General features: G+C 60.7%; 14 protein-coding genes, 7 tRNA genes and 1 riboswitch. Of the genes, 7 read left to right on the top strand and 14 right to left on the bottom strand.

The window, feature by feature from the left end:
- Positions 1 to 7 precede the first annotated feature (7 nt).
- A complete protein-coding gene (locus AC6CHO_RS00550; protein WP_498213133.1) occupies positions 8 to 1,393 on the bottom strand; it encodes a DUF6421 family protein in 1,386 nt (461 codons plus the stop codon).
- A 148-nt stretch (positions 1,394 to 1,541) separates the two neighbouring features.
- Positions 1,542 to 1,985 carry a peptide-methionine (R)-S-oxide reductase MsrB gene (msrB, locus tag AC6CHO_RS00545; RefSeq protein ID WP_498213132.1) on the bottom strand — a complete coding sequence of 148 codons (444 nt, stop codon included), beginning with the start codon at positions 1,983 to 1,985 and terminating at the stop codon, positions 1,542 to 1,544.
- Positions 1,986 to 2,047: 62 nt separating this feature from the next.
- Between msrB and AC6CHO_RS00540 the strand changes: the two genes are divergently transcribed.
- Positions 2,048 to 3,277, top strand: a complete 1,230-nt coding sequence (locus AC6CHO_RS00540) for an alpha/beta hydrolase family protein (RefSeq protein WP_498213131.1) — start codon at positions 2,048 to 2,050, stop codon at positions 3,275 to 3,277.
- A gap of 49 nt (positions 3,278 to 3,326) precedes the next feature.
- On the opposite strand, the gene ybaK is transcribed toward AC6CHO_RS00540, so the two are convergent.
- Genes ybaK through AC6CHO_RS00525 form a run of 3 tightly spaced genes read right to left on the bottom strand, consistent with a single transcriptional unit; the run spans position 3,327 to position 5,227 of the window.
- Complete coding sequence (gene ybaK, locus AC6CHO_RS00535; RefSeq protein ID WP_498213130.1) at positions 3,327 to 3,827, bottom strand: Cys-tRNA(Pro) deacylase; 501 nt, start codon at positions 3,825 to 3,827, stop codon at positions 3,327 to 3,329.
- 48 nt (positions 3,828 to 3,875) lie between these two features.
- The gene (locus AC6CHO_RS00530; protein WP_498213129.1) at positions 3,876 to 4,316 is read right to left on the bottom strand and encodes a SufE family protein; all 441 of its coding nucleotides are present in this window, start codon (positions 4,314 to 4,316) and stop codon (positions 3,876 to 3,878) included.
- Positions 4,313 to 5,227 carry a sulfurtransferase gene (locus tag AC6CHO_RS00525; protein ID WP_498213127.1) on the bottom strand — a complete coding sequence of 305 codons (915 nt, stop codon included), beginning with the start codon at positions 5,225 to 5,227 and terminating at the stop codon, positions 4,313 to 4,315. Before AC6CHO_RS00525 ends, AC6CHO_RS00530 begins: the two co-directional genes overlap by 4 nt.
- Positions 5,228 to 5,441: 214 nt before the next feature.
- Here AC6CHO_RS00525 and zapE point away from each other — a divergent pair, with 214 nt between their 5' ends.
- Positions 5,442 to 6,482: a cell division protein ZapE gene (gene zapE, locus AC6CHO_RS00520; RefSeq protein WP_498213126.1), complete on the top strand. Its 1,041-nt coding sequence runs from the start codon at positions 5,442 to 5,444 to the stop codon at positions 6,480 to 6,482.
- Positions 6,483 to 6,506: 24 nt separating this feature from the next.
- Here zapE and AC6CHO_RS00515 read toward each other — a convergent pair whose 3' ends face one another.
- From AC6CHO_RS00515 to AC6CHO_RS00475, 9 genes are all read right to left on the bottom strand, one after another.
- Positions 6,507 to 7,691: a benzoate/H(+) symporter BenE family transporter gene (locus AC6CHO_RS00515; RefSeq protein ID WP_498213125.1), complete on the bottom strand. Its 1,185-nt coding sequence runs from the start codon at positions 7,689 to 7,691 to the stop codon at positions 6,507 to 6,509.
- A 133-nt stretch (positions 7,692 to 7,824) separates the two neighbouring features.
- Positions 7,825 to 8,046 carry an antitoxin gene (locus tag AC6CHO_RS00510; RefSeq protein ID WP_146275339.1) on the bottom strand — a complete coding sequence of 74 codons (222 nt, stop codon included), beginning with the start codon at positions 8,044 to 8,046 and terminating at the stop codon, positions 7,825 to 7,827.
- A gap of 163 nt (positions 8,047 to 8,209) precedes the next feature.
- Positions 8,210 to 8,285 (bottom strand) — tRNA-Gly (locus tag AC6CHO_RS00505).
- 18 nt (positions 8,286 to 8,303) lie between these two features.
- A tRNA-Gly gene (locus AC6CHO_RS00500) sits at positions 8,304 to 8,379 on the bottom strand.
- Between the two features lie 23 nt (positions 8,380 to 8,402).
- Positions 8,403 to 8,474 (bottom strand) — tRNA-Val (locus tag AC6CHO_RS00495).
- 53 nt (positions 8,475 to 8,527) lie between these two features.
- A tRNA-Gly gene (locus AC6CHO_RS00490) sits at positions 8,528 to 8,600 on the bottom strand.
- 48 nt (positions 8,601 to 8,648) lie between these two features.
- Positions 8,649 to 8,720: transfer RNA gene (locus tag AC6CHO_RS00485), tRNA-Val, on the bottom strand.
- Between the two features lie 26 nt (positions 8,721 to 8,746).
- Positions 8,747 to 8,817, bottom strand: a tRNA-Cys gene (locus tag AC6CHO_RS00480).
- Positions 8,818 to 8,871: 54 nt separating this feature from the next.
- Positions 8,872 to 8,944, bottom strand: a tRNA-Gly gene (locus AC6CHO_RS00475).
- Between the two features lie 192 nt (positions 8,945 to 9,136).
- On the opposite strand from AC6CHO_RS00475, the gene AC6CHO_RS00470 reads away from it, so the two are divergent.
- From AC6CHO_RS00470 to rpe, 5 genes are all read left to right on the top strand, one after another.
- Positions 9,137 to 9,979: a PD-(D/E)XK nuclease family protein gene (locus AC6CHO_RS00470; RefSeq protein WP_498213124.1), complete on the top strand. Its 843-nt coding sequence runs from the start codon at positions 9,137 to 9,139 to the stop codon at positions 9,977 to 9,979.
- 94 nt (positions 9,980 to 10,073) lie between these two features.
- Complete coding sequence (gene def, locus AC6CHO_RS00465) at positions 10,074 to 10,637, top strand: peptide deformylase (protein WP_498213123.1); 564 nt, start codon at positions 10,074 to 10,076, stop codon at positions 10,635 to 10,637.
- Positions 10,638 to 10,640: 3 nt separating this feature from the next.
- The gene (gene fmt / locus AC6CHO_RS00460) at positions 10,641 to 11,573 is read left to right on the top strand and encodes a methionyl-tRNA formyltransferase (protein WP_498213122.1); all 933 of its coding nucleotides are present in this window, start codon (positions 10,641 to 10,643) and stop codon (positions 11,571 to 11,573) included.
- The gene (locus tag AC6CHO_RS00455) at positions 11,570 to 13,096 is read left to right on the top strand and encodes an RsmB/NOP family class I SAM-dependent RNA methyltransferase (RefSeq protein WP_498213121.1); all 1,527 of its coding nucleotides are present in this window, start codon (positions 11,570 to 11,572) and stop codon (positions 13,094 to 13,096) included. The genes fmt and AC6CHO_RS00455 overlap by 4 nt, the downstream gene beginning before the upstream one ends.
- Before the next feature lie 28 nt (positions 13,097 to 13,124).
- Positions 13,125 to 13,787 carry a ribulose-phosphate 3-epimerase gene (gene rpe / locus AC6CHO_RS00450; RefSeq protein WP_444663210.1) on the top strand — a complete coding sequence of 221 codons (663 nt, stop codon included), beginning with the start codon at positions 13,125 to 13,127 and terminating at the stop codon, positions 13,785 to 13,787.
- Positions 13,788 to 13,829: 42 nt separating this feature from the next.
- A riboswitch (FMN riboswitch) is annotated at positions 13,830 to 13,967 on the top strand.
- Positions 13,968 to 13,981 lie beyond the last annotated feature (14 nt).

Here is a 13,981-nt window from a genome sequence, read left to right as displayed (position 1 = left end):
AGAAGTGCTAGATTTCGGTGGCGCCGGTCATGCCCTTGGTGGATTCGATAACGCTGGACATCTTCTTGTTCAGTGCTTCGTAGAACATCGACAGCGGGAATTCATCGTCCATCACCTGGTCGGTGATTTCCCGCAGTGGCGCGGTCAGCGGCAGTGCTTCCGGGCCCTTGGCCCACTGCGAGGCAGGGTTGGGAGTGACCGTTGCCGAAACCAGCTCGTAGGCGGCCAGCCAGTGGGCCAGCTTCGGGCGATCGATGGACTTCCAGTACAGTTCGTCGATCGCATCTCCCAAGGAGGCAACCACCTCGGGAACCTGGTCCCAATCGATGCTCAACTTGGTGTCTGTCCAGTGCAGTACGTGGTGCTGGTGCATCCACGCGAAGAGCAGCTGGCCACCGAGTCCATCGTAGTTTCGAACGCGCGAGCCGGTGATGGCAAAACGGAAGATCCGATCGAAGATCACCGCATACTGGACCAGCTTGGCCATCTTGGCGGTTTTCTCATCGGTCTTCGGGTTGCCCGCAATCTTCATGGACTCGCGGAAGGCGGTCAGATCGCAGCGCAGCTCTTCGAGCGAGTAGAGGAAGAACGGCATGCGCTGCTTGATCATGAACGGGTCGAAGGGAAGATCGCCGCGCATGTGGGTGCGGTCGTGGATCAGATCCCACATGATGAAGGTTTCTTCGGTCAGGTGCTGATCTGCCAGCAGCTCGGCCGCGTCGTCAGGCAACTGCAAATTGGTGATGGAAGCGGCCTCTTGCAGCACCTTGCGGAACCGGGCTGCTTCGCGATCCTGGAAGATTGCGCCCCAGGTAAATGAGGGGGTCTCTCGAATGGCTACGGATTCCGGGAACAGCACCGCTGAATTGGTGTCGTAGCCTTCGGTGAAGTCGACAAAGCGCAGCGGAACGAACAGTGCGTTCGTGTAGTCGGTGCCCTCCAGGTTCGCAATGAACTCTGGCCACATGACCTGGACCAGAACGGCTTCCAAATGGCGGCTGGTCGAACCATTCTGCGTGTACATCGGGAAGAGCACCAGGTGCATCAAGCCATCGATGCGCTGAGCCTGTGGCTGGAACTTGACCAGTGAATCCAGGAAATCAGGCACTCCGAACCCGGCATCCGACCACTTTCGCAAATCGGCAACGAGCTGTTCGAGGTATTCAGCGTCGTGTTCGAAATGGACTTGAAGGCTCTGGATGGAGGCGATGGCGGTTTCAATGAGCTCCGTGGCCCGAGGCGCGGTCGCCGAATCCGCGAGCGACCCGTCCTTGGCCTGCAGGCCCTGGAATTCTGCAGTGGCAGCCTTCAGGGACAGCCATGCGTCGGAGTTCGCGATCTGCAGTACTTCAGCATCGCTGGCCGGCATTGGCTTTGCGGAAATCTGGGTCATTTCAGTACACCTTCTTTTCATGTTTGGGGGCGCTCATGTGCTTGATATGAACGCTACGCCCAAACAATAGAAAAGTTGATGCTAAGTCACTCATGAATAAGCAACTCTAGCCCTAAGTGTGATCCCTACCGCCTTGCAGGCAAAGACTTTATTCAGAGGCGCTGCGCAGCGACAAACTCAACGAGTTCATGCAAAAGCGCAGATCGGTAGGCGTACCGAATCCTTCGCCTTCAAAAACGTGCCCCATGTGCGAATCGCAGTTTGCGCAGCGCACTTCCACGCGCTTCATGCCCATCGATTCGTCGGTGATATAGCGCACCCGGTCTTCGGCCAACGGCGCATAGAAGGACGGCCAACCGCAGCCCGCATCAAATTTTGTCGTGCTGGCGAACAGCTCGGCACCACAAGCGCGGCACGAGTAAACGCCCTCGGCTGTCGTATCCCAGTACTCGCCCGTAAACGGGCGTTCCGTTCCAGCCTGGCGCAGCACATGGAATTCTTCGGGAGTCAGGATTTCCTGCCACTGCACCTCGGTACGCGCCGAAGTGTTCTCGCCAGATGGAGTTCTATCGTTCAAGGATTCATTGCTCATACACATGGAAACGTTCGGACCCGGCAGATGATTCCCGTGCGACAACATGGAAAGATGAAAACATGGCTCGGAATATCGTAGATACCTTGCAACCGCGAAAAACCATCCCCGCAACATTGCTGGGCGTGGGATTGGGAGTTGGCGCCGGCTCGCTGCTGGCAGCCAGCGTATCAGCGCTCGCCGGATACTTCGCCCGACGCGTGGTGACTCCCGAAGAGCGGCGCATCGGCAACAGCATGATTCGTGAAGTTGTCACCGATGGCGAAGGCAAGCTGTGGCTGCACTTTGTCAAGGACGCGGATACCAGCCAGCCTGGTCCGTGCATCTTCCTCACCGAGTTCGACGCCTGCGCACTGCGGCTCTCGGCTCCCGTCGACGTTCCGGGCAAGCCGCGGCGGGTCGCTCGCAAGATCGAACATGTTTACCGGGGGAGCCTGGAAGGGGTCCGGCGAGGATACCTCTCTGGTGCGGTCTACGAGCACCCCGAGGATCTCGGATTCACCGCCGAAGACGTGGTTGTGCCCTTGGAAGGCGGGGAGGGGCCGGCATGGCTGGTTCGAGGCACCACCAACAACAACGTGTGGGTGATTGGAGTTCATGGGCGCGGAGCCCGCCGCAACGAAACCATTCGCGCGCTCCCGGCGCTTGCATCCATGGGCGTCACGGCCCTGCTCATGAGCTACCGCAATGACGGGCTCGCGCCCAATGCGCCCGACGGACGCTACGGTCTTGGCGATACCGAATGGCTCGATGTCCAAGCGGGAATACAGTTCGCCCTGGATCACGGTGCCGAGCAAATCATCTTGCTCGGCTGGTCGATGGGAGGCGCGATCAGCTTGCAAACCGCCGACCGCAGCGAATTGGCCGATCGCATCGATTCGCTGATGCTGGTTGGGCCGGTGATCAACTGGGTTGATGTCCTCTCCCATCAGGCCAGGGCCAATAAGATCCCGCAATCGGTCGGCCGAGTTGCCCAGTGGCTGCTATCCAACAAGGCCGGCCGATGGGTCACCGGGCAAGCCGCACCGGTGAACCTCCGGCGGCTGAATTGGGTTGACCGTGCCAGTGAACTGAAGCATCCAACGTTGATCATGCACAGCCGCGACGACGAATTTGTCCCGAACGGGCCGAGCCTCAAGCTTGCCGCCTTGCGCCCGGATCTGGTGACCCTGCGAACCTTCACCAAGGCCGGGCACACCCGCGAACCCAACGTAGATCCCCAGGGCTTCGCCCAAGCGGTCACCAGCTTCTTGAGCAAGCGCATCGCGGCCCGGGCAGCGGCACAAAGCTGAAAGGACCCTGCGCCGATGCGGCGCAGGGTCCTAGTTCGGCCGGCAAAAACTAGCTGGTGATTGGCGCCCACAGCGCACTGGTCGCCGCAGCGGCATCCTCCGGGGCGATCTCCAGGCTGAAACCCCGTCGGCCTCCGGAAACGAACACCGTCTGGAATTGCTGTGCGCTGTTGTCAATCACGGTTGCGGCGTGCTGGCGCTGCCCGAAGGGCGAGATGCCGCCGAGAACATAGCCACTGCGGCGTTGCGCAGCAGCCTTGTCGGCCATCTGGGCCCGCTTCTTGCCCAGCGCAGCACCTACCGCTTTCAGGTCGAGCATCGCAGCCACCGGAACGACGGCCACCGCGAGATCCTCGGCGGCAGTGGCCCCCGTGGAAACCATGAGCGTCTTGAACACCCGATCGCCGCTGACCCCCAATTGCTCGGCGGCCTCGGCGCCGTAGCTTTCAGCCGAATCGCTGTGCGCATAGCTATGTGCAACATAGCTGATGCCGGCCGCGTCCAGGGCCGCGGTGGCCGGCGTGGAAGCGGACTGCTTTTTCTTGCCCAATGCCCTTAATCCCCCTGGCTCATGCGAGTGGCAGCAGACACCGGCCAGCTAGGCGGCAAGCTGCTCGGAGACCTGGCGCTTGATCCGCCCGAGCATGGCCGTCATGCCGCGCATGCGAAGCGGCGACAGGGCCCGAGTGAGCCCCAGCTGCTGCGGCATGTCATCAGGCACGTCCAAAACGGAGCGCGCATCGATGCCGTCCAGCCCTGCCGCGAGCACCGAAGCGAAGCCGCGCGTGGTGGGCGCTTCTGGCGGTGCGGAGAAGAACAGATTGACTGTGCGATCCGCATCCTCGGCCACTTCCACAACCAGGAACAACGGGGACTGGCACTCCACCACTTGCTCAAAAAGCTCGGGGTGGTCCGCCAGCCGCGCGGGCAGTTGTGGAAGCTCTCGTGAATATTCGAGCAGCAGCTCCAGGCGGTCCGCTTCAGGAACTTCGGTGAATTCCTCGACGATCCCCTTCAGCTCAACAGGCAACTGGCTCATGCGCGAACCCCTCGCTGTGCAGGTACTTCGCCCTTGGCTTCGCCGCGAACGATCGGCACGCCCACGGCGTTGCCCCATTCGGTCCATGAACCGTCGTAGTTGCGCACATTTTCGAAGCCCAGCAGGTGCTTGAGCACAAACCAGGTGTGGCTGGAGCGTTCACCGATGCGGCAGTAGGCGACCACATCATCGCCGGGTTCCAGGCCGGCGCCATCGAGATAGATGGCTTCCAGCTCTTGGCGCGAGCGGAAGGTGCCATCCTCGGCCGCCGCCTTGGCCCAAGGCACCGAGGCCGCGCTGGGAATGTGGCCTCCGCGCAGTGCGCCTTCTTCTGGGTAATTAGGCATATGCGTCCGTTCGCCGGTGTACTCTTCAGGCGAGCGAACGTCGATCAGCGGGTGGCCCAAATGCGCCAGGACCTGCGGAAGGAACGCGCGAATTTCAGCATCGGCACGCTCGATGACCGGGTACTGGGTGCTGGCAACCTCGGGTTTAACGGTGCTCAGTTCACGGCCTTCGGCAATCCACTTGTCGCGGCCGCCGTCCATCAGGCGCACATCCTCGTGGCCAAAGAGGGCGAAGACCCACAGGGCATAAGCTGCCCACCAGTTGGACTTGTCCCCGTAAATGACCACGGTGCTCTCGCGAGTGATGCCCTTGGCCGCCATCAACGCGGAAAAGCCAGCTCCATCCACGTAGTCGCGGGTGACCTCGTCGTTCAGCTCGGTATGCCAATCAATCTTCAGCGCGCCAGGTACATGGCCGGTGGAATACAGCAAGATGTCCTCGTCCGATTCCAGCACGACCAGGTTCTCCTCGCCCAGATGCTCGGCAACCCATTGGGTGGAGACGAGCCGTTCCGGGTGGGCATAGGAGGCGTACTTCTCGTTGGAGTCAACAGGCAATGGCATTGATGATCACGATCCTTGCAGTTCTTGGTACTGGGCCACGCTGAAATCAGCTGGCGCTGGGCTTCACATCTAGCCTAGTCCCGAACCGCAGCGATGACGGTGTGGGATACGACATTTTAGGCAATCAACGTCGCCATCCAAGGTAAACTGGCCGATGGGCTTGCCATGGCAGCCCGGATCATCTGAGCAATCAACTGAAGGACTCCCACAGCCAATGGCGACAATCACCCACCTGAGCGAGACCAAGCCGAATCTTTCAATCGAGGAATTGCTGGCCGGTTTCCACCCGTCCTACCGCTTTGGTGAAGTGTCCTTCAATACCTACCGGCCCGATCCGACGCAGCCCTCGCAGACCGAGGCCGTCAACAAGCTCAAGGCCTTTGCTGAAACCGTCGGCAAGAACGACTCGGGTTCTTTCCTCTCCAAGCTTTTTGGCAAGAAAAAAGAAACCAAGAACGGCATCTACCTTGATGGCGGATTCGGTGTTGGCAAGACCCACCTGCTGGCTTCGCTGTGGCACGCCGCGCCGGGCCGCAAGGCCTTTGGCACCTTCGTCGAATACACCAACCTTGTCGGTGCCCTCTCCTTCCGCCAGACCGTTGAAGTGCTCAGCCAGTACTCGCTGGTCTGCATCGACGAATTCGAGCTGGATGACCCGGGGGACACCGTGCTGATGTCCCGCCTGATGCGCGAGCTCTCCGACGCCGGCGTGAAGCTTGCCGCCACCTCCAACACCTTGCCGGGTGCTTTGGGCGAAGGCCGCTTCGCTGCCGTGGACTTCCAGCGCGAGATCAAAACCCTGTCCGAGCAGTTCGACGTGCACCGTGTTGAAGGCGAAGACTTCCGCCACCGTGGCCTGCCAGATGCTCCTGAGCCCCTGGACGATGAGCAGATCGAAAGCTTCGCGCAGCAGCGCTACCCGGACAAGACCCTTGCCGTGGACAATTTCGATCAGCTCGTTGCCCACCTGTCCCAGGTCCACCCCTCGCGCTACCGCCAGCTGCTGTCCGAAACCGATGTCCTGGTATTGCACAATGTGGACACCATTACGGACCAGGCCATCGCCCTGCGCTTCGTAGTCCTCGCTGACCGCCTGTATGACAAGGACGTGCCGATCGTGGCTTCGGGCAAGCCGTTCAGCGAGCTGTTCACTCCGGAGATGATGTCCGGCGGCTACCAGAAGAAGTACTACCGCGCGGTCTCGCGCTTGACAGCCTTGGCCCGCGAAGGCCAGATCGGCGAACCAGCGATCTAGGCCAGATCCCTACTATTCGTTTCTTCATCGCCGGGCACTGCGCTCGGCGATGAAGTGCGTTAACAGCCCTGCCACCAGCGCCCAGAACGCACCGCCAATGCCGAAGAGCGTGAGATTTCCGGCGGCGACCAGGACCGTGACCAGCGCGCTCAAGCGCCACGCGGCATCGCCCATCGCACCCACCAGCGAGCTTCCCAGCGTGGCCAGCAATGCCAAGCCCGCAGCCGCCTGAAAGAGTCCTTCAGGCGACGTGTTGGCCACCGAGACGATCAGGGCGCTGAACGCTCCGAACAGCAGGTAGAAAATTCCTGAGCTCGCCGCAGCCCGCCAACGAAGTTTCGGATTCTCGCCCGCCTGTTCTCCGGCAGCAAGCGCTGCGGTAATGGCCGCAAGGTTGATCGCATGGCCGCCGAACAGGGCACCGGCTGCGGAACCGATGCCGGTGAGGATCATTGAAGGGCGCCACGGCAGCTGATATCCGAATGAATTGAGCACGGCCACTCCCGGAATGTTTTGCGAGGCCATGGTCACGATAAATAGCGGCACGCTGATGCTGGCCACCGCCTGCCATGAAAAATCCGGGGCCACGAATTCGAGTTGCGGCACTACCTGCAGCTGTGCCCACGCCTGATTCTGTCCAATATGCCAGAGCCCGAAGCCCACGGCGGCCAGCATGCTCACGGCCACCGCGAATTTTGGCACTATCCGCAGCCCGATCAAGAAGACCAGCAGGATCCCAAGTGCTGGGACAGTAATGGTCCCCAGCGAGGTAAATGGCTTGATGCAGAGCGGGAGCAACACCCCGGCCAGCATGCCCTGGGCAATCTGCACCGGGATCCGGGTCAACAACTTGTGCAGCCCGGGCAGCAATCCCGTGAGCACGATCATCACGCCGCAGATCATGAAGGCGCCGATCGCTTCTGCAAACGTGAACGCACCCGGCGCCAATGAGGCGAGCATGGCCGCACCCGGCGTGGACCACGCGATGCTGATCGGCATCCGATGGCGCCAAGACAGCACCATGGTGCATATGCCCACGCACACCGAAAGAGCCAACAGCCCCGAGGCGGCCTGCGCCGGTGAAGCCCCGACCTGAAATAGGCCAGCGAGTACAACAGCGAACGAAGCGACAAAGCCAACTAATGTGGTGATCAATCCCGCAATGACCGCGTGGCTTAAACTATCTTCGATCGAGGAGCGTTGAACCATAAGTCATTTCTACATGCTCGCTCCGGCTACGGGATAATCACATCCGTTTGTGAAGTTAAACGGAAAAGGTACCGACCGCAGTCGGTACCTTTTCTGGATGCTCGGGCAAGCCGAGGGGAGTCAAGCGAAGGAATTAGCCTTCGTTGTTCTCGCCTTCGCCACCCTCAGCGCCTCCGCCGAGTCCATTGAGGTAATCGTTGGCACCACCCTGGATGCCGTCGACCTGCTCAGCGAACTTGCCACCGGTCTTGTCGTCGATGAAATCGCCGACTTGATCGATGCCCTGGGAGACCTGGTCTGGGTTCTCTTTTGCGAATTCCTCTGCCTTGCCACGCAGATCATCAAATCCTGCCATGCTGCACCTCCATTCGTCTGTGGGAACCCCTTTAGCTCCACAACTGGTCTCCACCCTAGGACGAAAAGCGGGATGAGGGAAGAGGATCTGAATACTCGGGCGTGTCGAGTCGCAAAACTTAAGGCAAAAATGGGAACCACTTGGAGTGATTCCCATTTTTATTTGGAGCGGTCAACGAGGTTCGAACTCGCGACCTCAACCTTGGCAAGGTTGCGCTCTACCAGCTGAGCTATGACCGCAAAAATTATATGAAGTTATGGAGCGGTCAACGAGGTTCGAACTCGCGACCTCAACCTTGGCAAGGTTGCGCTCTACCAGCTGAGCTATGACCGCATGAATATCACGAGGATATTCAGTGCGCGATACTGGGATCGAACCAGTGACCTCTTCCGTGTCAGGGAAGCGCGCTACCGCTGCGCCAATCGCGCCGAAGATTCACGAATGAATCTCGACAGAATCCAAATAGAATCTGAATTCTCAGAGCGGTCAACGAGGTTCGAACTCGCGACCTCAACCTTGGCAAGGTTGCGCTCTACCAGCTGAGCTATGACCGCATAATATTCAATTATTGTAGATTCATGGTCTGGTGAACCATAAGTCTGTGCGCGATACTGGGATCGAACCAGTGACCTCTTCCGTGTCAGGGAAGCGCGCTACCGCTGCGCCAATCGCGCTAAAAAGATCTGCAATCTTCATTGCGAGGTGGGGACGGGATTCGAACCCGCGTATACGGCTTTGCAGGCCGCTGCCTCGCCTCTCGGCCACCCCACCATACTGGCCGAAGCCAGAGTGACTAGTTTTACCTAGTCGGTGAATCTTTTTGCGAGCGGACAACGAGGTTCGAACTCGCGACCTCAACCTTGGCAAGGTTGCGCTCTACCAGCTGAGCTATGTCCGCAAAATGTGTTGTTATTTGAACGTTTCCGTTCTTTCCAACGAGTAAAAACTCTATACGAGTTTTCGCATCCGAACAAATCGAAACGCTGAGATCTGGTTCACAAGGCTTAAAAACCGCGAATCTACGCGGAAAATTCATATTTCCGTCTCCACTAGGAGCGAAGCGGGGTAGCCGCATGCCATGATCGTGTGCATGACGTCTCCAAAATTAGCGACACAGACCGATTCGGGCCGCATGTACAGCCGAAAGGTCGGAGGTGAAGCGATTGTCCCATCCATCACCACAGTTATCGGCATGGACAATATGGATTTGTCAGGCTGGGCCGGATACATGGCTGCCAAGTCGCTCTCGGAAGACCACCGGCTGGCGCAGGCTTTGGGAGATGCGCGGCAACTGCGTTCGCTAGTGCGGGACTCGGCCAGTGCGGCTGAGGCTTACAGGGACCAGGCGTCCGCGCGCGGGGATCGTGTGCATAACTATGCCGAGGCTCGGGCATTGCAAGCGCTGGGGCAAGAACACGATCTCGCCGAGGCGCGGGCCGCGCTTGAAGCAAATAACGAGTTGGCCTACGCGCAGCACTTTGAAACTTGGTGGACTGATTACAACGTTGAACCACTGGCCGCGGAAGTCACAGTTTGGAATGACAGCGTGGGATATGCCGGGACCATCGACCTTGTTGCAAAGATCGGGGGCCGGGCATGCATCGTGGATTACAAGACAAAGACCTCAGACAGGGATGGTGTCGTCAAGCGTCCGGATGACAAGGTCATCATGCAGCTGGCTGCAGCGTGCAAAGCCGAGGAGCAGGTTGTCGACGCCGAGTCTGGCGAATGGAAGCCATGGGAATTTGGAACGGACACCATGCTGCTGGCCGTGGCCCTGGGCGACACCGGAACAAGGACGTTCATGGCGCCGGCGCCGGCCTTGCCGCACTACTGGGCAAAGTTCTACGCCTTGCGCCGCAATTGGGAAGCCACGCATAAGATCTCCCAGGCGCGAGCCACGCTGGCCGAAATCACGCCGCCAGCTCGATAAAGCCAAGCGCTGACCGCGTAGACTGGAACGGTTAGCTTTCAGCACGGCGAAACCTAATACCAACTGTCTACGGCAAAGAAGGTACCAGCGGATTATGGCGATTTTGGGAATTCGGATCATCGGAGACCCCGTTCTACGCACCCCAGCGCAGGAGGTGACCGACTTTGGCCCGGAGCTCCAGAAGCTCGTCGAAGATATGGATCAGACCATGGAAGACGTCCATGGCGCGGGTCTGGCAGCACCGCAGGTGGGCGTTTCCCTGCGGGTGTTCACCTATCAAATCGGCGATGAACGTGGCCATATCGTCAACCCGGTTCTCGAATTGAGCGAAGATTACCAAGAGGACCAGGTCGAAGGCTGCCTATCCATTCCCGGGGTAGCTGCACCGGTGCCGCGTCGCCGCCATGTCAAAGCAACCGGTTTCGACAAGTTCGGCAATCCCGTTGCGTTGGAAGGCGCAGGCATGCTGGCCCGCTGCTTCCAGCACGAGACCGATCACCTGGACGGAATTCTCTTCCTGGATCGCCTCGCGCCTGAAGAGAAGAAAGCCGCCTGGCGCACACTGCGTTCAGCCAACTACTCGCAAACCGCCAACGCCACTGTGCAAAAACGCTCGGGCGCTCTCGGCTCCAGCTTCGGCGCAGGATTGGGGAAGTAGCTCATGAGGATCCTCTTTGCCGGCACGCCCCAAGTTGCCGTAACCTCCCTGGACTATCTGCATGAAGCAGGTTTTGAGATCGCGGCGGTGCTCACGCGCCCCGATGCGCCGCTGGGACGCAAGCGCGTGCTCACGCCCTCTCCCGTCGCTGCCCGGGCCGAAGAGCTGGGCCTGCCCATTATCAAGGCAGCGAAAATCACCGCCGAAACCACTGCGGAACTCCAGGCGCTGAACCTCGAAGCCGCGGCGATCGTCGCCTACGGCGGACTGGTTCCAGAAGCTGCATTGCAGGTACCCGCCCACGGGTGGATCAACCTGCATTTCTCGTTGCTGCCGGCCTGGCGTGGTGCCGCTCCGGTCCAGCAGTCGATCATCCACGGGGATGACATCACCGGCGCGGTGACCTTCCAGCTGGAAACCGGGCTGGACACCGGACCGGTTTTCGGGCAGGTTACCGAGAAGATCGGCGAGCTGGACACTGCTGGAATCATGTTGGAGCGCCTGAGCCATTCAGGTTCAACGCTGCTAGTCCAAACGCTGCAGGCACTGGATGCCGGGCGGGCAGTTGGCATCCCGCAGTCCGGTTCGCATACCTACGCCCCGAAGATTACCGATGCCGATGCGGAATTGGACTTCACCCGTCCTGCGACGGAAATCAGGCGTCGCGCCCATGGAACCACTCCGTTCCCTGGGGCCTGGGTGAAGGTCGAGGACCAGCGCTTCAAGTTCGGCCCGCTGCGCGAGTGCCGCGAGGCCAGCGATCTGGAACCTGGGGAAGTGCGCATCGAACCGGGCAAGCAGCCCAAGGTGCTGATCGGCACCGCAACCTGGGCGCTTGAACCCACAGAAATCCAGCCTCCGGGCAAAAAAATGATGAAGGCCTCCGACTGGGCACGTGGCGTGCTCACCCAGGGAACGAAAGTGAGCTTCGCATGAGCGGGCAGGAACCACGCGGTGGATACCGCGACAATGAGCCACGACGCGATGCGCAGGGACGAACCCGCAATCGCGGCCAATCCGGCCCGCGCAAATATTCGCAATCGGCTCCCGGGCAGCGCAAGCGCCAAGCGGACCCGGCGCGACTGGTCGCCTTCAAGGTTCTGCGCGAAGTATCCGCTTCGGATGCCTACGCGAACCTGGTGCTGCCCAAGATGATCCGTGAGTTCCAGCTCGATCGGCGCGACGCCGGTTTTGCGACCGAACTGGCCTACGGGGCACTGCGCGGCCAGGGCTTTTACGACGCGATCTTGAGCACCTTGGTCGATCGTCCGCTGGCCGAGCTTGACCCGGCCATTTTGGATGCCCTGCGCTTGGGCGCCCACCAGCTGCTGGCCATGCGCGTACCGAAGCATGCGGCCCTGGACGAGACGGTCTCCCTGGCTCGTGCCCAGATCGGCGCGGGCCCCTCCGGCTTGATCAATGCGGTGCTGCGCCGAGTTTCCGCACAAGAAGCCGAACAGTGGATCGCTCAGCTGGCTGAAGCAGCCAGCTCGGAATCCGAGCGCCTCTCGATCGAGCATTCGCACCCGGACTGGATTGTTCGCGCCTTGCGTGGCGCGTTGATCGCCCATGGCCGCGATGGCGCGGAAATTGAAGCGCTGCTTCAAGCCGACAACCTGGCGCCACTGGTAAACCTTGTCGCCCTCCCCGGTCTGGGCGATCTCACCGGGGCGCTGGAAGCAGGGGCCGAGCCAGGCACTCTTGTGGCCGATTCAGCCACCTACAAGCATGGCGATGTCGCCCGTGTTCCTGGTGTCAAGGAAGGCACGGTGCGGGTCCAGGACGCCGGCAGCCAGGTCATGGCCCGCGCCTTGGCCAGCATCGCGCTGCCCGACGCCGGCGAGGACCGCTACTGGCTGGACCTCTGTGCCGGTCCCGGCGGCAAAGCGGCGCTGCTCGGTGCTATCGCGGTACAACGCGATGCAAGGCTCACCGCCAACGAGCCAACCGCCCACCGTGCGCGCCTGGTCGCCAATTCCCTGGACGCGGTCCCGCACGATTACTGGATGCTCACCGAGGAAGACGGCCGAAAATTCGGTGGCGAAGACTACGCGGGGGACTACGATCGCATCATGGTCGATGCTCCCTGCTCGGGCCTGGGCGCGCTGCGCCGCCGTCCGGAGTCGCGCTGGCGCAAGGCCCCGCGTGACATCCCGGAACTCACGGCACTGCAGGGGGAATTGCTGGACGCGGCCTTTAATGCGGTGCGCGTGGGCGGGGTGGTCGGCTTCGTGACCTGTTCACCGCACCAGGCCGAAACCCGCCTGGTCGTCGAGGACTTCCTGAAGCGGCACGAGAACGCCGCGTTGCTGGACACCGGTGCCGCCGTGTCTAATGTGGTCTACCCGCAAACGCCAGCTGCGGGCCACGTTCTGGGCGAGGGCAGCACCGCACAGCTATGGCCGCATGTGCATGGCACCGATGCCATGTTCATGGCGATCCTGACCAAAAAAGCCTAGTCAAGCACGTATCTTCCAAGGAGCACCTATGCGCAATGCACGGATCCATCCTTCGATCCTGTCCGCCGACTTTGCCAACCTCGCCAGCGAGCTGGAGCGGATCCACACCGCCGATGGCGTGCATGTGGACGTCATGGACAACCACTTTGTCCCGAACCTGACGCTCGGGCTGCCCGTGGTTGAGGCCTTGCAGAAAGCCAGCAAGCTCCCCATCGACGTGCACCTCATGATTGAAAATGCCGATCGCTGGGCTCCTGAGTATGCGCAGCTTGGCGTGGACTCGGTGACTTTCCACGTAGAGGCCTCGGCTGCTCCGATCCGCTTGGCCCGCGAACTGCGTTCGGCCGGCGCCAAGGCCGCCATGGCATTGCGCCCAGCGACCCCGATCGAACCCTACCTGGATATGCTCGGCGAACTGGACATGGTGTTGCTGATGACCGTCGAGCCCGGCTTCGGCGGCCAGAAGTTCCTGGATCTGGTGCTGCCCAAGATCCAGCGCGCCCGAGCGGCCATCGAAGGCAGTGGCAAGCCGATCGCGCTGCAGGTCGACGGCGGCATCTCGCGCGACACCATTCTGCGCGCAGCTGAAGCCGGTGCCGATGTGTTTGTGGCCGGATCGGCAGTGTACTCGGCTCCGGATCCATCTGTCGAGGTTGATGTATTACGCAATCTTGCACTCGGCGGTCATTAAACCCGGCCAAAGTGTGCCAGAATAATTTGTAGTAAACACGAATACGTGCTCCGGGGTCGGTGAAAGTCCGAACCGGCGGTGATAGTCCGCGACCCGCAGCCAAGGCCACAAGCCGAGGATGCGGTTGAACTGGTGAAATTCCGGTACCGACAGTTAAAGTCTGGATGGGAGAAGCACGAATTTGATTTGCCTAT

It is taken from the genome of Glutamicibacter sp. GQ173 (assembly GCF_059759215.1).
Note: the sequence above shows the minus strand (reverse complement) of the source record. Positions and strands in the feature narration are given on the sequence as shown.